This is a genomic window from Bacillus sp. BML-BC051 (assembly GCF_019656175.1).
Lineage (GTDB): Bacteria > Bacillota > Bacilli > Bacillales > Bacillaceae_G > Bacillus_A > Bacillus_A mobilis.
In genome coordinates, this window is record NZ_BPLI01000051.1 from 1 (window position 1) to 23,356 (window position 23,356).

The following is a 23,356-nucleotide window of genomic DNA, read 5'->3' on the forward strand; positions in this document are numbered from 1 at the left end:
TATAAAGAAACAATAGCACCAAATGGATATGTAATAAATGAAGAGACATTCGCATTTGAAATAAAAGAGGATGGAGAAATTATTAAGCATATTGTGAAAAATAAGAAAGAAGAAAAGGCATCGCTTCCTTCTAAGCCAAATAAGCCAACACCGAATGGAGAAGTGAAACCTTCCACTGATGTGAAGCCAATGCAACAACCTAATACTCATAATGAAGTGCGTTTACCAGCTACTGGCGGCGTCGGCAATGTATTTACCGCTTTATTCGTTTTAGGAATTGGTTTTATTATTGCGGGTGCTTATGTGTTAAGGATGAAAAATAGAAAAGAAATGTAGAAAAAAACGCCTTGTAATAGAGGCGTTTTTTTAGTATCTCAATTTCCTCAACAAACTCTTAATTTCCTCATCTTGCATGAAGAGATCAAGATGCTTCTCTGTAATTTTTGCAAGTGCAACGTCGTGATAGAAAAATTCTGTAAAGAACTTTACGAAAGGTTGTGACATTGTTTTCATCGCTTGCCATGACTCTTGCTCTACACCAGCAAATAAAATCTCGCGGTCGTCAACGATGAGCAGCAAGTAGCGTTCTAATGCGTTAGGTTCTTCTGTTGGGATTAGAAAATGCATGTTTTCTAACTCTGTTTCTACTTTTCCAACTATAAGCGATTCGAGTTTGACGCCTTGTTTTGCTTTTTCTTCTAGTGAAGGAAGATATTCTAAAAGAGTATCATTCCAAGCTGAAATGCGAATTGATTCTTTTGCACTTTCGATAAGTTCTTTACTTTGAACTCGAATAGAAGATTGCATTTTTAAGCTCCACACACGGTCATCTGTAAATGATTTTTTTGATATATTCGTTTCCAATTCTTCAATATTTGATTGAAATTCTGTCGTTAATTTTTCAATTGCTAGCTTGAGTGGCAATGCTGTATACAGCTTTTTCTTTTCTGAAACAGAATCCATTACCATTCCTTTATCGATCAGGCGTGCTAGCACTTCATATATTTTTGCTTTTGGAACACCAGAGTGCTTCACAATTGTTGTAGCATCTAGTGGTTCGTTGCTTGATACGACAACTTCATAAGCTTGGCTTTCATATTGTGAGAAACCGAATTTTTGTAACATAGTTCCCTCCGAACGAATGAGATGATATAGCTTAAGGATAATGAACTATTTGTTTTTGCACAAGTGGTAGTAGGTTTTCTACTCAAATTGAGATGAGAATTAATTTCAATTTTTTAATTTTATCCATTATACTTAATATAATGATTAATACGATTATAATACAACGAGAAGGAGATGCTTGGGGGAAGATGTTGAGAAGTTTACGTTTAAAAATTGCGGTAGTATTTTCGGTACTTATTTCTATGATGTTTGTAATATTAGGTACAGCTATGTATCAATTACAGAAAGAGAAGGAAGTGCGCTCCTTAGACCAGTATTCTCAAAATACGATGGATCTTGTTACAGAGCAACTTACGACATTTGTTCAAAGAACGGATGAAGATATGGGATATTATGCGAACAGTGAGATGGTTCGTAATATGCTTCAAGACGGAGTTACTCCAGAAGAAGAAGCATTTTTGACGAAAGAGTTTTCGGAGTATAAAAAGAATCATCCTGGCATTTTAGACTTATATATTGGTACGAAAGATAAAAAAACATTAAGTGCCAATCTTGCTGAAGGTGGACAAGTGCCAGAAGGATATGATCCAACGACAAGACCATGGTATAAAGACTCAGAAGCTGATGTGAAAAAGGTTCACTGGGGACAACCTATGTATGAAATTGCAACAGGTAAGTTAAGCGTGGGAGTTTCTAAAGCAATTACAGCTCAAGATGGATCTGTATTAGGTGTTGTTGCGATGGATGTATCACTCGGAACAATTCAGAAGTTACTTCATAATATTCAATACAATAATGGCGGAGAAATGTTTATTATAAATGATAAAAGTATGGCTCTTGTTTACCCAGAGAAAATAGGGAAAGATGTTTCGAAAGAGCCACTTGTGAAGAGTTTAAATAAAGAGGTAACAAAATATGCTGTCACTACATTAAAAGGTGAAGATGTAGTTGTTTATAGCCAGTCATTTGATTTGATGAAATGGAAAATAGGAATTTTTTATCCGAAAGACACGATTGATGGGCTATTAAATAGTACGAGAAATACAGTTCTTATAATGGCATGTATTAGCTTATTAGTTGGAATCGCAGCTTCCTACTTGTTCTCAAGAAGATTAGCAAGACCGCTGCAACTATTAACGAATCACGTTCAAAAAGTAGCAGAAGGTGATTTAACGTTGCAAATGAAAGTGACAAGTAAGGATGAAGTTGGAGAGCTGACGAACCATTTTAATCATATGGTTGAGCAAATGAATGAAATGGTAAGCGAAATTAAAAATAGTGTATCAACAGTGCAACAATCAACGAATAATCTACATTATTTAACGAATGAAACTGTAGCCGCTAGTAGAGAAGTGTCAGGCGCAATGGATGATGTGAGCGGAGGAGCGTCCACTCTTGCTAATAGTGTAGATGAAGTTTCAGAACAGCTCGAGAATATGGCGCAGTCAGTGGAACAAATGAATCAATCGGTTGGTGAAATAAAAGGTGTGGCTGGTAAAGCTGAAGAGGCGTCTAAGCAAGGATTAAATACGATGCGTAATTTAGTTCGTACAAGGAGCCAATCATCTTCGATTGTTGTGCATACAGAGGAAGCATCCGGAAAGTTAGAGCAAAGAGTTGGATCGATTCAAAATGTTGTAGAGCTTATAAAAGGTATTTCGGATCAAACGAATTTACTTGCGTTAAATGCTTCAATTGAGGCGGCGCGTGCAGGTGAACAAGGTAAAGGCTTTGCTGTTGTTGCTGAAGAAGTTCGAAAATTAGCGGAACAATCAAAAGATGCAACAGTAGAAATTGCAACGATGATCGGTGATGTACAAGTAGAGGTAAGACGAGTTGTAGAAGTTGTAAGTAAATTGAAAGACATTGCGGATATACAAAATAAAGTTACGACAGAGGCAGAAACGGAATTCCGTACAATTATGTCAGTTGTAAATACGATTAGTACTTCAGTGGAACAAATTGTAGAAGAGGTATATAACATTGGTCATGAGCAAGGAGAAATTACAGCGGTAATGCATACAATTGCTGGTACGAGTCAAGAAAGCGCAGCTGTTTCGGAAGAGGTAAATGCTGCAACTGAATCTCAAGTGAATCATCTAGAAAAGGTAGCTCATACGATGGAAAGCTTGACGGAGCACATGAGAGACTTAGAAAGATTAGTTGAGCAGTTTAAAATAGAGGAATAACAAATTAGTAAAATGATGAGTATTTCGGTAAAATAGACAATGGATATATAAGAAGCAAGTAATAGGAGGAAGACTACTATGGCAATTGTTGACGTATCGATTATTCCAGTAGGAACGGGTAATCCAAGTGTTAGTGAATATGTAGCAGAAGTACAAAAGGTGTTAGAGAAAAATGCAGATCGCGTGAAATATCAATTAACACCAATGAATACAATTATTGAAGGAGATCTTCCTGTCATTCTAGAAGTTATTCAACAAATGCATGAAGTTCCATATACGAAAGGTGCACAGCGTGTTGCAACAACAATTCGTATCGATGATCGTCGTGATAAAGTAAGCACAATGGAGAAGAAATTAAACTCTGTTCGATCAAAATTATAAGGAAAAGCAGCGATTGTCGCTGCTTTTTTCATATAGGAGGTAGATAAGATGAGTGAAAAGTTTAACGAACAATTTGACGGATTGTTAGAGAAATACACTGAGCTATTACTTGGAGAGAGCAATGATGAGAGAAAAGAACAGGTGCAGAAGTGGGCGCTGTATTCTTACATAGCGAAGACGATGCCCGCTTTAGTGAAGCATTGGAATGAGACGTATCCTGATGCGAAAGAAGAGATGGTACAGTTAATTACAGATATTAAAAGGCTGAATGAAGAGAAGAGAAATGAGCAATAAAAAAATTGAGATAAATATAATCTCAATTTTTTTGCATTAATATCCTTATATAATTTACATGGAATATAAAGGTTTTTATAAGCATGTCGAATATTTTCGACATGCTTATTTTGTGCCTAGTAAATTCGTTTTTTCTAAATGTCGAAAAATATTTCCTACATATTTATAAGCGAAAATATAGGGTTTTAAATGTTTTTATAGTATTTTATAAATTATCTAAATAATTATTTGTATCCAATAATTTTAAACAGTGATATAATTTTGAAGAGGGGTAAAAAACAGATAAATCACAGTCATAGGGGTGAATTACATGGAACAATTAATGCGAAATTCGTTTCTTTTCTTGTCAAAAAATAAAGCGCTAACAAAACTGGCTAAAAAGTACGGTTTACGCTTTGGTGCAGGTCGCTTTGTCGCAGGGGAAACGATTGAATTAGCGACAGCTGCAATTAAAGCATTAAATAAGCAAGGTCTTTGTGTAACGATCGATTATTTAGGTGAATTCGTTGATAACGAAGCGGAAGCAAATGAAATGGCTAGCGAATCGATTGAAGCGATTCGTGCAATTGGAAGAGAAGGTCTTAATTCGCAGCTTTCTTTAAAGATGACTTCTATGGGATTAGATATCTCTGATGAAATCGTAATGAATAACATGCGCCGTATTTTAGAAGCTGGAAAAGAAAATGGTGTGTTTATTACAATTGATATGGAAGACTATACGCGCTGCGGGAAAACAATTGAGATCTTTAAACAATTAAAATCTGAATACGATAATATTGGTACAGTTATTCAAGCCTACCTTTATCGTACAGAAAAAGATATGGAAGAATTAAATGCTTATAGTCCGAATTTACGTCTTGTAAAGGGAGCTTATAAAGAACCTGAAGAGGTAGCGTTCCCGGATAAGAAAGATGTAGATGATAACTATAAAAAAATTATAAAAATGCACTTATTAAATGGAAATTATACTGCAATTGCTTCACATGACGAAGCGATTATTGAATATACGAAAAAACTTGCCGAAGAACACAACATTCCAAGAGACCAATTTGAATTCCAGATGTTATATGGTATTCGTAATGAGCGTCAACTTGAGCTAGTAAAAGAAGGTTACAAAATGCGTGTTTACGTACCTTATGGAAACGACTGGTATGGCTACTTCATGCGTCGTCTAGCAGAGCGTCCAGCAAACGTTGCATTCGTATTAAAAGGTATGGTTAAAAAATAACCAAGGAGAAAATACTCCTTGGTTATTTTAATTGCTGAAATGCGTAATGTGCCATTTTTTTCGTATCAGGATATAGTTGCGTGCGAGTAGAAGATAATACAACATTAATGACGCGTTTACCGTCTTTTTCATCCACTGTTACGACCGTATATTTTCCGAGTGCTGATAGACCGCTTTTACTTCCAATTGCATATGGATCGTCATATAGTTCTTCTCGTCCATAGTTTGCGATGTTTGGAGAGCGTTCTGAAGTATGTAGAGTTGTACGTGTTGAATTCATATATTCTAAAACAACTGGGTACTTTAATGCTTCTTTCGTAATCATAGCAATGTCATAAGGTGATACTTTATTTCCGAGTGCATCAGCGCCACTTGCGTTTTTGAAAGTCGCATGCTTTGTACCAAGTTCCTTCGCTCTAGCATTCATCATTTTTACAAATTCATTTTTTGATCCTGCGATATGTTCTGCGATGGATTCGGCTATTGGGTCTGCACTAATGATAAGCATCAGTTTTAATGCCTCATCACGCTTTAACTTTTCCCCAGCACGAAGTTTAATTTTCTTACTTTGACTTTCTGTTTTAATTGCGTTCTCTGTAATTGTAATTTCTTCATCTTCTTTTACATTCTCTAGTAAGAGAAGAGTTGTCATCATTTTGGCTATACTAGCCGGATAAGAGCGTTCGTCTTCTCGTTTTCCATACAAGATTTCACCTGTGTCCGCATCGATTGTAATGGCGTATTGTCCAGTGATGCTAGGTTGATCGGCTCTTACAGCTTGTTGTCTTTGTGCGTAAGAGAAGAAAATCATCCCTGTAAATAGTGTAGCAATCATTACAATCATAACTATTGTTCGTTTCATCATCGTTCCCTCTTTTGTTTTCCATATGTACAAATAAATTGGGCAGAAAAAGCAGCCATTACCCATTATGCCACGTTTTCTGCCCAAAAATATACCGTTATTTTTCGCCCATATTATGCTTCTTATATTGTTGGTTATTACCTTGACGGCCCTTTTCCACACCATGATTATGCGGACCTGCATTTCCAGTTACACTTGCTGCGCTAATTCCAGCTTTTGAAGGGTTCTTCTTAAGTTTTGCCATATATATTCCTCCAGTTTCGTCAGATTATAAAAAGGAAAAGTGTATTTGAGTGAAGAAAATACATACATATAGCATGGGCAAATAAAAGAAAAATATTTATTTCAGAAAATTTTATCAATAAATATATTGCGAAAATTCAAACTGTATCATATATTTATTAGTAGAGGCTCACTCATTGATTGCGACTTATGTCGAAAAATTGAATGAGCATTCATTCAAGAATAGGGGGAGAATTGGATGTTCCAAATTAAAAAGGCTGCTGTTCTAGGTTCAGGCGTAATGGGTTCGGGGATTGCGGCACACTTAGCTAATATTGGTATTCCGACATTATTGCTTGATATTGTACCACCTGCGCTAACAAAAGAAGAGGAAGCGAAGGGACTTACATTAGAACATAAAAGTGTGAGAAATCGTTTTAGTAATACAGCTGTGCAAAAACTATTAAAGCAAAAACCAGCTCCTCTGACAGTGAAAGGAAATCTAGCACTGATTGAAGCAGGTAACTTAGAAGATGATCTTGAGCGTCTAGCTGATGTTGATTGGATTATTGAAGTAGTAGTTGAAAACTTAGATATTAAAAAGAAACTATTTGAAAAAGTAGATGCTGTTCGTAAACCGGGTTCTATCGTAAGCTCGAATACGTCAGGCATTTCAGTAGAAAAAATGGCAGAAGGTCGTTCAAACGACTTCCAGAAGCACTTCTTAGGCACACACTTTTTTAACCCACCACGATATTTAAAACTTCTAGAGGTAATACCGACGAAAGAAACAGATCCACAAGTATTAAGCTTCATGAAACTATTTGGCGAAGACGTTCTTGGAAAAGGCGTTGTTATCGCAAAAGACACACCAAACTTTATTGGAAATCGCATCGGTACGTACGGTTTATTAGTAACTCTTCAAGAGATGATAAAACGCGGCTATAGCATTGGGGAAGTTGATTCTGTAACAGGCCCACTTATTGGTCGTCCGAAGAGCGCAACGTTCCGTACATTAGATGTTGTTGGTTTAGATACATTCGTACACGTTGCAAATAACGTATATGAAAACGTACAAGAAGAAGAGCGTGATGTATTTAAAGTACCAGCTTTCATGCATGACATGCTTGATAAAAAATGGCTTGGAAGTAAAACAGGTCAAGGCTTCTTCTTAAAACAAGGAAAAGAAATTTTAGAACTAAATCCTGAAACGATGGAATATGAAGCACGCAAAAAATTAAAAGCTGCATCTATCGAGTTAAGTAAACAAGAAAAAGGTTTATCGAATAAATTGAAAGCGCTTGTATACGCGAAAGACCGCGCAGGAGAGTTGTTATGGAACATCATCACACCAACTCTTTTATACTCTGCAAAACTTCATAAAGAAATTGCTGACGATATCGTTGCAATTGACCAAGCGATGAAGTGGGGCTTCGGCTGGGAGCAAGGACCATTTGAAGTTTGGGATGCAATTGGCGTTGAAAAGTCTGTTCAAAAGATGGAAGAAAACGGCGCAGTTGTTCCGACTTGGGTGAAAGAAATGGTAGAGAAAGGTTTCACTACTTTCTACAAACATGATAACGGAGATAGCTACTATTATGATAATGGTGAATATAAGCTAATTGAACGTAATAAAAAGGCAATTTCCCTTAAACAATTAAAAGCGAAAAATGGCGTATTAAAGAAAAATAGCGGAGCAAGCTTAATTGATTTAGGTGACGGTATCCTTTGCTTAGAATTCCATTCGAAGAGCAATGCAATTGGTATGGATATTACGCAAATGATTAACTACGCTGTTGATGAAGTAGAAAAGAATTATAAAGGTCTTGTTATCGGTAACCAATCGAAGAACTTCTGCGTTGGTGCGAACTTAGCAATGATCTTAATGGAAGCACAAGATGACAACTACTTTGAAATTGAGTTGGTTGTGAAAAACTTCCAAGATGCAATGACGAAAATTAAATACTCTTCTAAGCCAGTTGTAGCAGCACCATATGGTATGACGCTTGGCGGAGGTACAGAAGTTTGCTTACCAGCAGCGAGCATTCAAGCTTCTAGCGAAACGTATATGGGCTTAGTAGAAGTTGGTGTTGGCTTAATCCCTGGCGGAGGCGGTAATAAAGAGCTATACATTAAACACTTAAACAAAATGCCAAACGGTGTAGAGTTTGATCTGCAAAAAGTTGCGAATAAAGTATTCGAATCTGTAGCGATGGCGAAAGTTTCTACATCAGCACAAGAAGCTGTATCGAACAACTTCTTAGGCGATAAAGACGGTATTAGTGTGAATGGTGATCACTTACTATATGATGCGAAACAAAAAGCACTTGCTTTATATGAAGCTGGCTATAAAGCGCCGATTCGTAAAAAGATACCAGTTGTTGGTGAAACAGGATATGCAACTCTTGTACTTGGTGCAGAAGCAATGCATTTATCAGGTTACATTTCTGAACATGATCTTCACATTGCGAAGAAACTTGCATATGTCATTGCGGGCGGAAAAGTGCCGTACGGAACAGAAGTTGATGAGCAGTATTTATTAGATGTAGAACGTGAAGCATTTATTAGCTTAGTAAGTGAGATGAAATCACAAGCAAGAATGCAGCACATGCTTGTAAAAGGAAAGCCATTACGTAACTAATAACGAGGGGAGATATCGTTCATGAGAGAAGCTGTCATTGTTGCGGGAGCAAGAACACCAATTGGAAAAGCAAAGAGGGGTTCATTAAAAACAGTTCGTCCTGACGATTTAGGGGCGTTAGTAGTAAAGGAAACGTTAAAGCGTGCGAATTATGAAGGACCAATCGATGATTTAATTTTCGGTTGTGCGATGCCAGAAGCAGAGCAAGGTTTAAACATGGCTCGTAATATCGGCGGATTAGCAGGACTTTCTTACGATGTTCCAGCTATTACGATTAACCGTTACTGTTCTTCAGGTTTACAAAGTATTGCTTACGGAGCAGAGCGTATTATGCTTGGTCACTCGGAAGCGGTATTATCAGGCGGAGCGGAATCAATGAGTTTAGTTCCGATGATGGGACACGTTGTTCGTCCAAATAGTCGCCTTGTAGAAGCAGCTCCAGAATATTATATGGGCATGGGACATACAGCAGAGCAAGTTGCTGTGAAATATGGAATTTCTCGTGAAGAGCAAGATGCATTTGCAGTAAGAAGTCATCAACGTGCTGCGAAAGCATTAGCTGCAGGGAACTTTGCTGATGAAACAGTATCTGTAGATGTAACGTTACGAACTGTTGGATCAAATAACAAACTGCAAGAAGAAACAATCATTTTCGCACAAGACGAAGGTGTAAGAGCAGAAACGTCGCTAGACATTTTAGGTAAATTACGTCCAGCATTTAATGTTCGCGGTTCTGTAACAGCTGGTAACTCTTCACAAATGAGTGACGGTGCAGCATCTGTACTATTAATGGATCGTGAAAAAGCAGTGAGTGATGGCATGAAGCCACTTGCGAAATTCCGTTCATTTGCAGTAGCTGGCGTACCACCAGAAGTAATGGGAATCGGCCCAATTGCAGCAATTCCAAAAGCATTAAAATTAGCTGGCTTAGAGCTATCTGATATTGGCCTATTCGAACTAAATGAAGCATTCGCTTCTCAATCAATCCAAGTTATTCGTGAACTTGGTTTAGATGAAGAAAAAGTAAACGTAAACGGCGGTGCAATCGCACTTGGACATCCACTTGGCTGTACAGGAGCAAAACTAACACTATCTCTTATTCACGAAATGAAACGCCGCAACCAACAATTCGGTATCGTAACAATGTGTATCGGTGGCGGAATGGGAGCAGCAGGAGTGTTTGAATTACTATAAAAAGTGGAAGTGGCTTGCTCAGAACAGGAGGGCGTTGGAAGCCCTGACGAAGAGGCGTTTTTTGCCTCACAGGAAGGGGTGAAACGACCGACTGTTCTAGCCACTGGAACTAGATTATAAAAAAAGTGGAAGCGTCTCGTTCAGAATGTGAGGGGGATGGAGCTTCAGACGTAGAGGCGTTCTTTACCTCGCAGGAAGAAGCGAAGCCACCGAACATTCTAGCCGCTGGAACTAGATTATAAAAAGTGGAAGTGGCTCGTTCAGAACGAGATGCCAATGCAAAGAATGGAAGCAACAAAGGTTTATAAAAAATAAAATTGAGAGCTAGCTTCTTTCAAAAAAAGAAAGAAGCGGCTCATGAAAATATGAAGGAGGAAATTTTCATGGAAAAAACAGTAGGAAGTGCGGTTAAAGGCGGTAGCTTTTTAGTTGATGAGATTACGATTGATCAAGTGTTTACGCCAGAAGATTTTTCATCTGAGCATAAAATGATTGCGAAAACGACAGAGGACTTTATCGTAAATGAAGTTCTTCCAGAGCTTGAATATTTAGAGCAACACGAGTTTGATCGTTCTGTTCGTCTTTTAAAAGAAGCTGGGGAACTTGGTTTATTAGGCGCTGACGTACCAGAAGAGTACGGCGGAATTGGCCTTGATAAAGTAAGCTCAGCGTTAATCGCAGAGAAATTCTCGCGCGCTGGTGGTTTTGCAATTACTCACGGTGCTCACGTAGGTATCGGATCTTTACCAATCGTGTTATTCGGTAACGAAGAGCAAAAGAAAAAGTATTTACCATTACTTGCGACTGGTGAAAAATTAGCTGCATACGCATTAACTGAGCCAGGTTCAGGATCTGATGCATTAGGTGCAAAAACGACTGCACGTTTAAATGCAGAAGGTACACATTACGTATTAAATGGTGAAAAGCAATGGATTACAAACTCTGCATTTGCTGACGTATTTATCGTATACGCAAAAATTGATGGAGAGCACTTCTCAGCGTTTATCGTAGAGAAAGAATATGCTGGTGTATCTACAAGCCCAGAAGAAAAGAAAATGGGTATTAAATGTTCTTCAACTCGTACGTTAATTTTAGAAGATGCATTAGTACCGAAGGAAAACTTACTTGGTGAAATCGGTAAAGGTCATATTATCGCGTTCAACATTTTAAATATCGGCCGTTATAAATTAGGTGTTGGTACAGTTGGATCTGCGAAACGTGCAGTAGAAATTTCAGCACAATATGCAAACCAACGTCAACAGTTCAAACAACCAATCGCTCGCTTCCCATTAATTCAAGAGAAACTTGCGAATATGGCAGCGAAAACATATGCGGCTGAAAGCTCTGTATACCGTACAGTAGGTTTATTCGAAAGCCGCATGAGCACATTATCTGAGGAAGAAGTAAAGGACGGTAAAGCAGTAGCAGCTTCTATCGCTGAATATGCAATCGAGTGCTCTTTAAATAAAGTATTCGGTTCTGAAGTATTAGATTATACAGTAGATGAAGGTGTCCAAATTCACGGTGGTTATGGATTTATGGCAGAGTACGAGATTGAAAGAATGTACCGCGATTCTCGTATTAACCGTATTTTCGAAGGAACGAACGAAATTAACCGCCTAATCGTACCAGGTACGTTCTTACGTAAAGCGATGAAAGGTGAATTACCACTTCTTCAAAAAGCACAAAAATTACAAGAAGAGTTAATGATGATGATGCCAGAAGAAGTAGGCGATGAGCCATTAGCACTTCAAAAATATTTAGTAACTAACGCGAAGAAAATCGGCTTAATGGTAGCTGGATTAGCTGCTCAAAAATACGGTAAAGCATTAGATAAAGAGCAAGAAATTCTTGTGAATATCGCTGACATCGTAAGCAACCTATACGCAATGGAGTCAGCTGTTCTTCGTACAGAAAAAGCGATTAAAACAACTGGTCTAGAAAAGAATAAACAAAAAGTGTTATACACTGAAGTATTCTGCCAAGAAGCATTCAACGAAATCGAAGCAGATGCGAAAGAAACACTTATCGCAGTTGAAAACGGCGACATGCTGCGCATGATGTTATCATCATTACGTAAATTAACTCGCCACACACCACTTAACGTAATTCCGAAGAAACGTGAAATCGCTGCGAAAATTTTAGAAGATGAGCGTTACACAGTTTAATAGCTGTAAAGAAAAGTAGTCGTATAAACGGCTACTTTTCTTTTTTTTGTAAAAATGAAATTTTTAGTGGCACAAAACTAATGCCATTAGTATAATAAAACTAATGATATTAGTTTTCGTGAAAAGGGAGATGGAAATATGAGAATGATACATGAAAAAACGGTATATCAATTGTCATTTTTGCCAAGAGTGTTTCCTGTGAATTGTTACTTTGTGGAGGAAGAAGATGGTTTAACCTTAATTGATGCGGCTTTACCATATAGCGCAAAAAGTATTTTACAGGCGGCTGAGAACATAGGGAAACCCATTACTAAGATGGTATTAACACATGCGCATGATGATCACATCGGTGCATTAGACGCATTAAAGGAAGTACTTCCTGATGTTCCAGTTTATATTTCTAAGCGAGACGCAAAGCTGTTAGAAGGAGATACGACGTTACAAAAGGGTGAACCGAATATACCGATAAAAGGCGGTGTACCTAAAAAAGTAAAAACGGTACCTGATGTTTTATTAGAAGATGGCGACCGAGTTGGCTCGCTTCTTGCGATTATGACACCGGGACATACACCAGGATCCATGTCATTTCTTGATGTACGAAATAAAGCTCTGATTGTTGGGGATGCATTCCAAACGAGAGGAGGTATGGCTGTTTCGGGACAAATGAAATTTTGGTTTCCGTTTCCTGCGATGGCAACGTGGAGCAAAGAAATATCATTACAAAGTGCAGAGAAGCTAAGCGAATATGAGCCTTCCTTGCTTGCGGCAGGGCATGGGAAAATGATAAAGGATCCAAGCACTGTCATTAAACTTGCTATTAAGGAAGCTAAGCGGAATATAGAAAGTAGAAAAGAGGGTTAATCTATGTCACCGAGAATCGGACTTACATTACAGAAAATTGTAGAAACAGCGGCAGAAATTGCAGATACGAATGGAATACAAGAAGTAACGTTAGCTTCATTAGCGCAAACATTAGGGGTACGTTCACCCTCGCTATACAATCATGTGAAAGGTTTACAAGATGTACGGAAAAATCTTGGTATTTACGGAATCAAACAGCTGCATAACAGACTGGAAGAAGCTGCTGAGGGTAGATGTATGGACGAAGCGATTCATGCTTTAGGAGAATCGTATGTAGCATTCGTCCGCAAACATCCTGGGCTGTATGAAGCAACCTTTTTACGAGACGAAGAAGTAAGAAAAGCAGGTGACGGAATTGTAACGCTTTGTCTTCATGTTTTACAACAATACGGCTTAGAAGGAGAGAATGCACTTCATGCGACACGTGGATTCAGAAGTATTTGTCATGGATTTGCGTCAATTGAACAGCAAGGTGGATTTGGTTTGCCACTAGATTTAGATAAAAGTTTACATGTATTATTGGAAACGTTTATTAAAGGATTACATGTAATAAAAGATTGAATAAGAAGAGAGACAGTCAGCAACCTTAGGAGAAATTCTAAGGTTTTTTAGTGTATATGATTTCAAAAGAGCAGAATACTAAAAAGGAATGAAAGAAGAAAGGTAGGAATATTCTATGCAAAACTTAACAGAGCTTGAAGTAGAAAACTTACGTCATTTGATCGGTGGACACGCAACAATTATTAACAAGTTGGAGCAGTATGCACAGACGTGTACAGATCCACAACTGAAACAAATGTTACAAAAGGATGCGCAAGATGCACGAAATACGAAACAGCAATTAATGACTTTTCTAGGATAGGAGGAAGCGACAGATGAATGAAAAAGATATGGTAAATGATTATTTAGCAGGATTAAATGCAAGTTTAACAAGTTATGCAAATTATATTGCTCAGTCTGATAATGAACAGTTACATCAAACATTAATCCAAATTCGTAATCAAGATGAGATGCGCCAACGTAATATGTATGAGTACGCAAAGCAAAAAAGCTATTACAAACCAGCTGCACCTGCAAACCCGATGATTGTCCAGCAATTAAAAGGTCAATTAAGTGCTGAATAACAGGAAAAAGAAAACGAGCGAATTTATTCGCTCGTTTTCTTTTTGTATATGTCAATAAATACATAATAAATATTTTTCCAGTTGTAACAAATATGACGAAAATGGAATATAACAATTCACAAAAAGGACAAAAGTTTGTTCAATATTTCACAAAGTATCCATGGTTTCTATCGTGGGAATCTCTATAATTAGGAGTGTAAAGAACAAAAGAAATAGATTATATGATTAATTAGGAGAGATTGCTATGAAAAGAAATACAAGAAAAATTGCAATTATCGGTACTGGATTAGTTGGATCAAGTTGTGCATATTCCATTGTGAATCAAGGCATTTGCGAAGAGCTATTATTAATTGATATAAATCATGAACGTGCAGTTGGGGAAGCAATGGATTTATCACATTGCATTAACTTTACAAATACAAGAACAAAAGTATATGCAGGAAGCTATGAAGACTGCAAAGATATGGACATCGTTATTATTACAGCAGGACCAGCACCAAAGCCTGGGCAAAGTCGCTTAGATACTTTAGGAGCGAGTGCGAAGATTATGGAAAGTGTTGTTGGCGGCGTAATGGAAAGTGGATTTGATGGTATTTTCTTACTTGCATCGAACCCAGTTGATATTATTACATATGAAGTGTGGAAATTATCTGGATTACCTAGAAATCGTGTAATCGGCACTGGTACATCACTAGATTCTTCTCGCTTACGAACAATTTTATCTGAAATGTTACATGTAGATCCTCGTAGTATTCATGGGTATTCATTAGGAGAACATGGTGATTCTCAAATGGTTGCTTGGTCTCACGTAACTGTTGGTGGAAAGCCAATTCTACAAATTTTAGAAGAGAAAAAAGACAAATTTGGTGAAATAGATTTAGATGAAATCGTTGAGAAGACTGCAAAAGCTGGATGGGAAATTTATAAACGTAAAGGAACTACTTATTACGGAATCGGAAATTCTCTAGCATATATTGCGAGCTCAATATTTAACGATGATCACCGTGTCATTGCTGTATCAGCTATTTTAGATGGTGAGTACGGTGAATATGATATTTGCACAGGAGTACCAGCTATTATTACTAGAGACGGTATAAAAGAAATTGTAGAACTAAACTTAACAGAGGATGAAGAATCTCGATTCGCAAAATCAAACGATATTTTACGTGATTATATGAAAACAATTGGTTACTAACTTATAGGAGAAGGTGAAACAAATGAAGGAATATATAATGTCTCGTGTATTTAAAGCATCTGCTGGAATCGCACAAGGTATTTTCGTATCCCTTGGAATTGGTTTACTAATCGAAAATATAGGAAGAATTGTTGATATTCCGTTGCTTATTACAATCGGAGTTGTTGCAAAATCACTTATGGCACCAGCCATTGGTGCCGGAATTGCTTTTATGCTCGGTGCAAATGGTCTTGTAATCTTCTCGGCTATGGTAGCTGGAGCGATTGGTGCTGGATCCATTTCAATTACTGAAGCAGGTCTAATTATTAAAACAGGTGAGCCAATCGGTGCATTATTAACAGCGACTTTAGCTGTATATATTGGTAAACGTTTAAGTGGAAAAACTGCGTTAGATATGATGCTCGTTCCATTTGCGGCCATATTAGGTTCTGGTTTAGTCGGTATTTGGTTATCTCATAATATTACTCCTGTGTTAAATACAGTTGGAGCGTTTATTAAAGATAGCTCAGCTGGTAGCCCGTTTATTGCATCTATCGTCATTGCAGTCGTTTGGGGACTATTACTTATCTCTCCAGCTTCATCAGCTGCGTTAGCGATTGCGCTTAGCTTAGACGGTGTTGCAGGTGGTGCTGCTCTTGCAGGCTGTGTTGCTCAGTTTATCGGATTCTCTGTTATCTCAGCGAAAGAAAATAATTTAGGCGGCATATTAGCTCAAGCACTTTGTACCCCGAAAGTACAGTTGCCAAATATCACTAAAAATCCAATGATTCTCGTCCCAACTGTCGTCGCCAGTGCTATAGTTGGTCCAGTATCCGCATTAATTTTCCAACTGGAAGCAGGAAAAGAAATTGCAGGTCTTGGATTAAGTTCTCTTATCGCACCAATTAATTTAATTTCTAGCGAAGGATGGGAAGTTGTCCCAGCGATGGTAATCACTTATATCATCATCCCAGTAGCTGTTTCTTATATACTTTACATTGCTCTTAAAAAAGCAGGTCGTATTCACTCTGGTGATATGACTGTACCGCAATCTTAAATTGAAAATCTCCTTTTATATAGAGAAAAGCAGACTGTAGAAGCCATAGTCTGCTTTTTTGTTATGTTACATCTTATGATTTTGTTTTACTGGAACACGTACAGTTTCTTTTGCTAATAATAACTGAACGCCGAAGTAAAGTATGCTTGCAAGCGTCATTCCAGAGATGGCGTCTACAAACGCGTGTTGCTTCGTAAATAGCGTTGATAAAATAATAAGCGTACCGAAGAACATAAGGATATAATATTCAAAAGCATGTTGTTCTCTACGTTTAAAGGCAGCTAGCATAATGACGAAGGTAGTAAGTACGTGAATGCTAGGGAAACAGTTTACCGGTTGATCGATACTATAAATATAGCGGACTAGTTCGGAAAATACGTCTGATCCAACGACTGTTGGACGTGGTACAGTTGTCTGCCAAAAATAATAAATAGAAAAACAAGCAAGTTTTCCAAGAATGATACTACTTAAAGTGACATAATATTGTTTTCGATTAGCAAAGCAATAATAAATAAGTGCGCCGTATAAGTAAGGGAACCAAAGTAAATAAGGAATAATAAATGCTTTCACAAATGGAATCCAATCATCTACTACAGTTGTGACATCTACTGCGTGTACAGTAGATTTATTTAATACATCGTAAAGGGGACTTACGAGTACGAGTAGAAGTATATAACTTAACGGAAGAAAAGATGAAAGTTTAAATTTCTTCATGATAATCTCCTATGTTTAGTAATGTAAGTAAATTCAATTGATTATAATATAGAAACGTAATTTGAGCTATCGATTTTACTTACATTTTCTTGAATTAACCTTACGTTTTTGTCACTTGACTGAAAAGAAGGGGAGGGTGCTATATGAAGCGTTTATCGTATTTCTTATTTTTTATATTGATATGCCTAGTCGGTACTGGGTGTGCAAAGGATAAAGAAGGAGAGAAATTAGAATATAACGGAAGAGCACTCGTAATTGGAGTTATTGGAGAAAAGCCGAAAGATACGTTTAGGAATATAAAGTTTGAAAATGTGAAGTTAGAAGAGATGCAGGAAAAAGCAGCAAAAGTTGATGGATTTCTTGTCATGAAAGAATACTTTCAAGAAGCATCAAAGGAGCAGTATACGGACTTATTTTTATCATTAAAGAAGCCGGTATTTTTTATTGGTCTAAAGGATCGGCCATACTTGATTTTTACTGAAAAAGATTTAGATTATGACAATGTCCCAAGGGACGAAGCTATGATGTATACACAAGGATTTGTAAATATGGGGAATCCTGAGGGACAATATTGGGGTATGGGATTATATAATGATACTGTTTCGGATCAAAATATTCATAATATGTATATCATAGTATTTCAAACAATTGCAGATTATTTGAGTCGATGAAGAAGGAGCCTGTAAACGAGGCTTCTCCTTTATTTCACATGCAGGAATCGGTTACATAGTGGGTTCAAATGATGCCATTGTTTATGAGGTTACTAGTCGAAATTATGGAATACTGTCAATACAATATGCAAATGTACATATTGTATTTATTTGGAATTTTTATGTGTTAAAATTAAATATAGGGATTTTTGTATATAATGAACTGAAATTAGAAATATCCAATGAATTTTGAGAGGTGTTATATGTTTAAAAACAAGAAATTAATTCGATTTGGTCTAACATTACTAGTATGTTTATATGTAATTGATTTTACAATTAGTTATTTTCAAACATATCTTGAATCAGCGGCAGGTATTAAATGGGTAGTCTCAGAAACTTGGAGAACTATTTTGTTAGATGCCCCTGAAAGTATACTGGTTATTTTAGGCGCAATTGCTTTATATGATTTCACAAAAGAAACATCGCCAAAAGACGCATCCATTTAAATGCGTCTTTTTTCTTTGCAGTAATTTCTTCAATATCATGGAATACTCTCATTATTACGGCTAAAATCGTTAATTCCTTTCATCCCGCTTTAATGGGCAGTAAGACCCCCACTGATTAAAGTTTCACTTTATCTGTACGCCTTTGGCATGTAAAGTGTTTCCAGGTTTTGTGACTATAGGATGAAATGGTTAAATAAACGTTTGTTTAAGATATATGTTCGGTAGGAAGAAATCAATGCAGATCAAGGGTTAACAAAGAAAAATGGGGAATTAATCAAACGTTTGTTTAAGGTATATGTTCGGTAGGAAGAAATCGATACGGCTCAAGGGTTAACAAAGAAAAATGAGGAGTTAATCAAACGTTTGTTTAAGATGTATGTTCGGTAGGAAGAAGTCGATGCAGATCAAGGGCTAATGAAGAAAAATAGGGAATTAATCAAACGTTTGTTTAAGATATATGTTCGGCGAGTGATAAGAGAAGAATCTAAAGAAATTTATTATTTATTTTTTCTTAACAAATGGCGGAAAAATAAGAAAAATTTGCAGGATTATTAAAAATTATCACGAAATAAGTAAAAGTTTAGCGAATAATCGTTTGAAATAATAAAACGTTTTCTATATGATAAAGGTAAAGGTTAGTAAAAAAGTAGGTGAATTTATGACAGTAACATTTTATTCATATCCAAAGTGTGGCACATGTCAAAAAGCAAAGAAATGGTTTGAGGCAAACGATGTAGCATATGAGATGATTCATATTGTTGAAAATCCACCATCAAAAGAAGATTTACGTAATTTACATGAAAAAAGTGAATTACCATTAAAAAAATTCTTTAATACAAGTGGAATGCGTTACCGTGAACTTGGTCTGAAAGATAAGTTAAAGGATGCAAGTGAAGACGAAATGTACGAGCTTTTAGCATCTGATGGCATGTTGATTAAACGTCCAATCGTAACAAATGGAACGAATGTAACACTTGGTTTTAACGAAGAGCAGTTTGAAAGTGTGTGGAAAAAGTACCAATAAGGTATTTTTACATAATTAATACATTCACTGGAGGTACAGTCATGAGCATTCCAAATAATTTACGTTACTCTGAAGAACACGAATGGGTAAAAACTGAAGGTAATGAAGTTGTTATCGGTATTACTCACTTTGCACAAGGTGAGCTAGGCGATATCGTATTCGTTGAACTTCCTGAAGTAGGTGCAACAATCGAAGCTGACGAGCCATTCGGAAGCGTAGAATCTGTTAAAACAGTTTCTGAGTTATACGCACCTGTAAGTGGTAAAGTTGTAGCAGTAAACGAAGAATTAAGTGACCAACCAGAACTTGTTAACGAATCTCCATACGAGGGTGCATGGATGGTTAAAGTTGAACTTTCTGATGCAAGCCAAGTTGAGAAGTTATTAACTGCAGAAAAATATGCAGAAATGACAAACCAAGACTAATTATAGTCGACTAAAGGACAGCCTTTGTGCTGTCCTTTTTTATTTTGTGTTACATAATACATTTAAAATCGGGTGCAATTGAATAAGCTATTATGGGAATGAATGTTTTTCGGTAAGGTTTCATGGGGCTTCGTAATCTGAGCGAGCCGCTTGCGCTTTTCTTTTGCAAAAATAAACAGGAAACAACATGAAAATAACGAATATAATATATACTAAGTTAAAGGTTGTATAGTATATGGTGATCGGGTGATGACATATGATTTATGTAGAAAAAGTCATTATTGTAGAAGGTAAATCAGATAGAAGAAAGATTGAATCTATTATTCGTGAACCGGTGGAAATTGTTTGTACAAATGGTACAATTGGTTTGTCGAAAATGGATGAGCTCATTGATCAGTTTTTTGATAAGGAAGTGTATGTACTAGTGGATGCTGATGATGCTGGAGAAAAGTTAAGGAAACAGTTTCGAAAAGAATTTCCGCAAGCTGAGCATATTTATATTGATCGCTCGTACCGAGAAGTGGCAACTGCGCCATCTTCACACTTAGCAAATGTATTATGGGGAGCTGACATTGACGTTTATACAGAATATTTACGGTAAGGAATGATAGAAGTGATTGACTGGACAGGAGCCGAAGCAACAGCCCTAATAGAGAACGAAGAAAAAACAGTGTTATATGTATATACTCCAATGTGTGGAACATGCCAATTAGCAAAAAAGATGTTAACAGTTGTTGAGATGACAATTGAAGACCTCAAAATTGGAATGTTAGATTTAAATTATGCTCCGCATTTAGCGAAAGAGTATGGAATCGAAAGTGTACCGTGTTTACTTGTTTTTGAAAATGGGACACTCATGAAGAAGATATATGCATTTCATTCGGTTGAATATTTATATACGGAATTAAAGTAGGCGGCAAAGTTTTTGCCGCCTCGACATATTTCTCGGGAAATATGTCGAGATGCAGGGTGGTTACAGTATTTGTCGAGCGAAAGTAACAGGATTGCTCTTTAGTGAGAGGGAATGGTATGTGTAATAGAAAGTGATATGAAGGATGTGATTTAGGGTGAAATTATATTCTTTGCTACAATCATTTGTAAATTACGCTAATGGTCAATATCATTTAGAGCCGCTTTTAAGACAAGGAGAAAAAACTGTTAATTTCCGTTTTGGAGATGAAAGTTGTTCGCTACAAATTTCAAGGGATTATATAGAGCTGCTACATGAGGAAAGAGGAACGGAACAAATCGTTTGTGTAGATGAAGAAGATGTAAAACAATTGGTGAACGGAAATGTAAGGTTGCAAATGTTAATGAACGATGGACGTGTACAATATTCAGGAACGTATCGAACGATGCTATTAGTTGAATCGATGTTTCATATATGTAAACCGATGTCAGTAGGCGCTTAAAATTCTGAAGGTTCATTTTTTACGAAAATTTCTGTTGACATGGTGTGTGGATATTGATACAATTCAATTCATAAAATATAGACAATTTCATAAATTACAAATCAGACGAAAATGTAATCTGATTTCTCTTATCAAGAGAGGTGGAGGGACTGTGCCCTGTGAAGCCCGGCAACCGTCAACTTATGTTGAAATGGTGCCAATTCCTGCAAAGCAAATGCTTTGAGAGATGAGAGAGAGGGATAATGTTGTTATATACGCATATAAACCTTTCTGCTTCTCTAAAGCGGAAAGGTTTTTTTATTGTTTGAATGTGGAGGACATTCAAATAATAAAAGTGGTGATAACGGTGGACTACACGCATTAAACATAAAAAATTGCGGAGTCGATCCAAATAAAAAAGGGGTGATACACCATGATTCTATTAGAGAATGTAAAGAAAATATATAAAGCAAAAAGCGGTGATGTCACTGCTGTAGATAATGCCAATTTAAAAATAGACAAAGGTGAAATATTTGGTGTTATCGGATATAGTGGCGCTGGGAAAAGTTCGTTAATCAGATTATTCAATCAGCTAGAGAAACCAACTTCAGGCCAAATTACAATTGCAAATCGTGTGATTTCAGCAATTACAGGAAGTGAACTTCGTAAGGCAAGGCAAGAAATCGGAATGATTTTTCAGCATTTCAACTTACTTTGGTCACGAACTGTACGTGAAAATATCGAGTTTCCACTTGAAATCGCAGGTGTTAATAGGGCGGCGAGAAGAAAACGCGTTGATGAGCTAATTCATCTTGTTGGATTAGAAGGAAGAGGAGATGCGTATCCATCTCAGCTGAGCGGAGGACAAAAGCAACGCGTTGGTATTGCAAGAGCATTAGCTAACAACCCGCAAGTGCTTTTATGTGATGAAGCAACATCAGCTCTTGATCCAGAAACGACAGATCAAATTTTAGATTTATTATTAGATATTAATAAGCGTCTCGGTTTAACAATTGTACTCATTACACACGAGATGCACGTGATTCGAAAGATTTGTAATCGAGTAGCGGTAATGGAAAAAGGAAAGATTGTAGAGACGGGTCCAGTACTTGATGTATTCCGCAATCCGCAGAAAGACATTACGAAACGATTTGTACAGCAGTTAACGGATTCTGAAGATACAAATGAAACGATTGAAAGTTTAATTGAAAAGTATCCAGATGGTAAAGTCGTTCGTTTGCAGTTTATCGGTGAGACTGTAGAAAGACCAGTACTTCAAAGATTAATGCAACGCAGTGATATAGAAGTTAGCATTTTGCAAGGAAATATCGCACAAACGAATAACGGCTCTTACGGTACTTTAGTTGTTCATTTAAATGGTGAGGAAACAGCGATCCAGCAAGCGATAGAGGGAATACATCAAGATCAAGTAGAGCTGGAGGTGATTGCACATGGATAAGTTACTCACAAATATTGATTGGAATCAAATGTTAGAAGCAACTGGTGAAACGTTATATATGACGGCAATCGCAGCTCTTGCCACATTTGTTTTAGGACTAATTTTAGGATTGTTACTCTTTATGACAGCGAAAGATAATTTATGGGAAAACAAAGCAGTTAACACGGCGATTGGAGCGTTCGTAAACATTTTCCGCTCGATACCGTTCATCATTTTAATCATTTTATTAATCCCATTCACAAAGATTCTGCTTGGAACAATTCTTGGAGCGAGTGCAGCACTGCCGGCTTTAATTATTGGAGCGGCACCATTCTACGCGAGAATGGTTGAAATTGCACTTCGTGAAATTGATAAAGGTGTAATTGAAGCTTCAAAAGCAATGGGAGCAAAAACAAGCACAATTATTTTGAAAGTATTAATTCCAGAATCGTTACCAGCATTAGTATCTGGTATTACGGTTACGACAATTGCTTTAGTAGGCTATACAGCAATGGCGGGGGTTGTTGGTGCTGGTGGCCTTGGAACACTTGCATATTTAGAAGGATTCCAGCGAGGAAATAACGATGTAACAATCGTTGCGACAATTTGTGTATTACTAGTTGTATTTTTCATTCAGTGGATTGGTGATCGTGTAACGACTCGAATAGATAAACGATAATAAAAAACG

At 37.0% G+C, this 23,356-nt stretch carries 27 protein-coding genes and 1 riboswitch; of the genes, 23 read left to right on the plus strand and 4 right to left on the minus strand.

The genetic code is table 11. The annotated features are described in order from the left end of the window. Window positions 1–336, plus strand: a 336-nt coding sequence (locus tag K5S59_RS20055; protein ID WP_220784084.1) for an LPXTG cell wall anchor domain-containing protein, incomplete at its 5' end; no start/stop codon positions are given. Window positions 337–366: 30 nt separating this feature from the next. Here K5S59_RS20055 and K5S59_RS20060 read toward each other — a convergent pair. After that, window positions 367–1,125 (minus strand): TrmB family transcriptional regulator, encoded by a 759-nt coding sequence (locus K5S59_RS20060; RefSeq protein WP_000939467.1) that lies wholly within the window; start codon window positions 1,123–1,125, stop codon window positions 367–369. Window positions 1,126–1,313: 188 nt separating this feature from the next. On the opposite strand from K5S59_RS20060, the gene K5S59_RS20065 reads away from it, so the two are divergent. The 4 genes from K5S59_RS20065 to K5S59_RS20080 all read left to right on the plus strand — a co-directional run bounded on the left by K5S59_RS20065 (window position 1,314) and on the right by K5S59_RS20080 (window position 5,217). After that, window positions 1,314–3,314, plus strand: a complete 2,001-nt coding sequence (locus K5S59_RS20065; protein WP_033656234.1) for a methyl-accepting chemotaxis protein — start codon at window positions 1,314–1,316, stop codon at window positions 3,312–3,314. A gap of 78 nt (window positions 3,315–3,392) precedes the next feature. Beyond that, window positions 3,393–3,695 (plus strand): MTH1187 family thiamine-binding protein, encoded by a 303-nt coding sequence (locus tag K5S59_RS20070; RefSeq protein ID WP_001018860.1) that lies wholly within the window; start codon window positions 3,393–3,395, stop codon window positions 3,693–3,695. Window positions 3,696–3,743: 48 nt separating this feature from the next. Further along, window positions 3,744–3,989 carry a YusU family protein gene (locus K5S59_RS20075; protein WP_001290586.1) on the plus strand — a complete coding sequence of 82 codons (246 nt, stop codon included), beginning with the start codon at window positions 3,744–3,746 and terminating at the stop codon, window positions 3,987–3,989. Between the two features lie 310 nt (window positions 3,990–4,299). Then, window positions 4,300–5,217 carry a proline dehydrogenase family protein gene (locus tag K5S59_RS20080; RefSeq protein ID WP_000436767.1) on the plus strand — a complete coding sequence of 306 codons (918 nt, stop codon included), beginning with the start codon at window positions 4,300–4,302 and terminating at the stop codon, window positions 5,215–5,217. Between the two features lie 22 nt (window positions 5,218–5,239). Here K5S59_RS20080 and K5S59_RS20085 read toward each other — a convergent pair whose 3' ends face one another. Both K5S59_RS20085 and K5S59_RS20090 read right to left on the minus strand, forming a co-directional pair. Beyond that, entirely contained in the window at window positions 5,240–6,079 is an 840-nt protein-coding gene (locus K5S59_RS20085) for a D-alanyl-D-alanine carboxypeptidase family protein (protein ID WP_000831469.1), read from the minus strand. Between the two features lie 97 nt (window positions 6,080–6,176). After that, window positions 6,177–6,323: a YuzL family protein gene (locus K5S59_RS20090; RefSeq protein WP_001096344.1), complete on the minus strand. Its 147-nt coding sequence runs from the start codon at window positions 6,321–6,323 to the stop codon at window positions 6,177–6,179. Window positions 6,324–6,560: 237 nt separating this feature from the next. On the opposite strand from K5S59_RS20090, the gene K5S59_RS20095 reads away from it, so the two are divergent. The 9 genes from K5S59_RS20095 (at window position 6,561) to K5S59_RS20135 (ending at window position 16,520) form a co-directional block, all read left to right on the plus strand. After that, window positions 6,561–8,942 (plus strand): 3-hydroxyacyl-CoA dehydrogenase/enoyl-CoA hydratase family protein, encoded by a 2,382-nt coding sequence (locus tag K5S59_RS20095; RefSeq protein WP_098257774.1) that lies wholly within the window; start codon window positions 6,561–6,563, stop codon window positions 8,940–8,942. Between the two features lie 21 nt (window positions 8,943–8,963). Next, entirely contained in the window at window positions 8,964–10,136 is a 1,173-nt protein-coding gene (locus tag K5S59_RS20100) for an acetyl-CoA C-acetyltransferase (protein WP_001206340.1), read from the plus strand. A gap of 383 nt (window positions 10,137–10,519) precedes the next feature. Continuing rightward, complete coding sequence (locus K5S59_RS20105) at window positions 10,520–12,304, plus strand: acyl-CoA dehydrogenase family protein (RefSeq protein WP_000416298.1); 1,785 nt, start codon at window positions 10,520–10,522, stop codon at window positions 12,302–12,304. 138 nt (window positions 12,305–12,442) lie between these two features. Further along, the gene (locus K5S59_RS20110; RefSeq protein WP_001242346.1) at window positions 12,443–13,165 is read left to right on the plus strand and encodes an MBL fold metallo-hydrolase; all 723 of its coding nucleotides are present in this window, start codon (window positions 12,443–12,445) and stop codon (window positions 13,163–13,165) included. 3 nt (window positions 13,166–13,168) lie between these two features. Next, complete coding sequence (locus K5S59_RS20115; RefSeq protein WP_000074947.1) at window positions 13,169–13,726, plus strand: TetR/AcrR family transcriptional regulator; 558 nt, start codon at window positions 13,169–13,171, stop codon at window positions 13,724–13,726. Window positions 13,727–13,841: 115 nt separating this feature from the next. Beyond that, window positions 13,842–14,027: a hypothetical protein gene (locus K5S59_RS20120; RefSeq protein WP_001180555.1), complete on the plus strand. Its 186-nt coding sequence runs from the start codon at window positions 13,842–13,844 to the stop codon at window positions 14,025–14,027. A gap of 13 nt (window positions 14,028–14,040) precedes the next feature. After that, on the plus strand, window positions 14,041–14,289 hold the full coding sequence (locus tag K5S59_RS20125) for a spore coat protein (protein WP_001002985.1): 249 nt from the start codon (window positions 14,041–14,043) through the stop codon (window positions 14,287–14,289). 244 nt (window positions 14,290–14,533) lie between these two features. Beyond that, entirely contained in the window at window positions 14,534–15,484 is a 951-nt protein-coding gene (locus K5S59_RS20130) for an L-lactate dehydrogenase (RefSeq protein WP_002073437.1), read from the plus strand. Window positions 15,485–15,506: 22 nt separating this feature from the next. Beyond that, on the plus strand, window positions 15,507–16,520 hold the full coding sequence (locus K5S59_RS20135) for a PTS sugar transporter subunit IIC (RefSeq protein ID WP_000666176.1): 1,014 nt from the start codon (window positions 15,507–15,509) through the stop codon (window positions 16,518–16,520). A 66-nt stretch (window positions 16,521–16,586) separates the two neighbouring features. Here the strand turns inward: K5S59_RS20135 and K5S59_RS20140 are convergent, their stop codons facing one another. Then, entirely contained in the window at window positions 16,587–17,234 is a 648-nt protein-coding gene (locus tag K5S59_RS20140; RefSeq protein ID WP_000713781.1) for a phosphatase PAP2 family protein, read from the minus strand. 143 nt (window positions 17,235–17,377) lie between these two features. Between K5S59_RS20140 and K5S59_RS20145 the strand changes: the two genes are divergently transcribed. From K5S59_RS20145 to K5S59_RS20185, 9 genes are all read left to right on the plus strand, one after another. Further along, window positions 17,378–17,905: a hypothetical protein gene (locus K5S59_RS20145; RefSeq protein ID WP_000826878.1), complete on the plus strand. Its 528-nt coding sequence runs from the start codon at window positions 17,378–17,380 to the stop codon at window positions 17,903–17,905. Window positions 17,906–18,147: 242 nt separating this feature from the next. After that, window positions 18,148–18,390: a DUF3937 family protein gene (locus tag K5S59_RS20150; protein WP_000475833.1), complete on the plus strand. Its 243-nt coding sequence runs from the start codon at window positions 18,148–18,150 to the stop codon at window positions 18,388–18,390. Window positions 18,391–19,048: 658 nt separating this feature from the next. Continuing rightward, window positions 19,049–19,414: an arsenate reductase family protein gene (locus K5S59_RS20155; protein WP_000218969.1), complete on the plus strand. Its 366-nt coding sequence runs from the start codon at window positions 19,049–19,051 to the stop codon at window positions 19,412–19,414. Between the two features lie 41 nt (window positions 19,415–19,455). Further along, the gene (gcvH, locus tag K5S59_RS20160) at window positions 19,456–19,839 is read left to right on the plus strand and encodes a glycine cleavage system protein GcvH (RefSeq protein ID WP_000026896.1); all 384 of its coding nucleotides are present in this window, start codon (window positions 19,456–19,458) and stop codon (window positions 19,837–19,839) included. Between the two features lie 256 nt (window positions 19,840–20,095). After that, a complete protein-coding gene (locus K5S59_RS20165; protein ID WP_000640866.1) occupies window positions 20,096–20,440 on the plus strand; it encodes a toprim domain-containing protein in 345 nt (114 codons plus the stop codon). A 3-nt stretch (window positions 20,441–20,443) separates the two neighbouring features. Next, the gene (locus K5S59_RS20170) at window positions 20,444–20,752 is read left to right on the plus strand and encodes a thioredoxin family protein (RefSeq protein WP_002008881.1); all 309 of its coding nucleotides are present in this window, start codon (window positions 20,444–20,446) and stop codon (window positions 20,750–20,752) included. 154 nt (window positions 20,753–20,906) lie between these two features. Next, a complete protein-coding gene (locus K5S59_RS20175; RefSeq protein WP_000781217.1) occupies window positions 20,907–21,251 on the plus strand; it encodes a hypothetical protein in 345 nt (114 codons plus the stop codon). Window positions 21,252–21,376: 125 nt separating this feature from the next. After that, a riboswitch (SAM riboswitch) is annotated at window positions 21,377–21,484 on the plus strand. 179 nt (window positions 21,485–21,663) lie between these two features. Then, window positions 21,664–22,689: a methionine ABC transporter ATP-binding protein gene (locus tag K5S59_RS20180; protein WP_120450974.1), complete on the plus strand. Its 1,026-nt coding sequence runs from the start codon at window positions 21,664–21,666 to the stop codon at window positions 22,687–22,689. Further along, the gene (locus tag K5S59_RS20185; RefSeq protein ID WP_000359546.1) at window positions 22,682–23,347 is read left to right on the plus strand and encodes a methionine ABC transporter permease; all 666 of its coding nucleotides are present in this window, start codon (window positions 22,682–22,684) and stop codon (window positions 23,345–23,347) included. The genes K5S59_RS20180 and K5S59_RS20185 overlap by 8 nt, the downstream gene beginning before the upstream one ends. The last annotated feature ends 9 nt before the right edge of the window (window positions 23,348–23,356 follow it).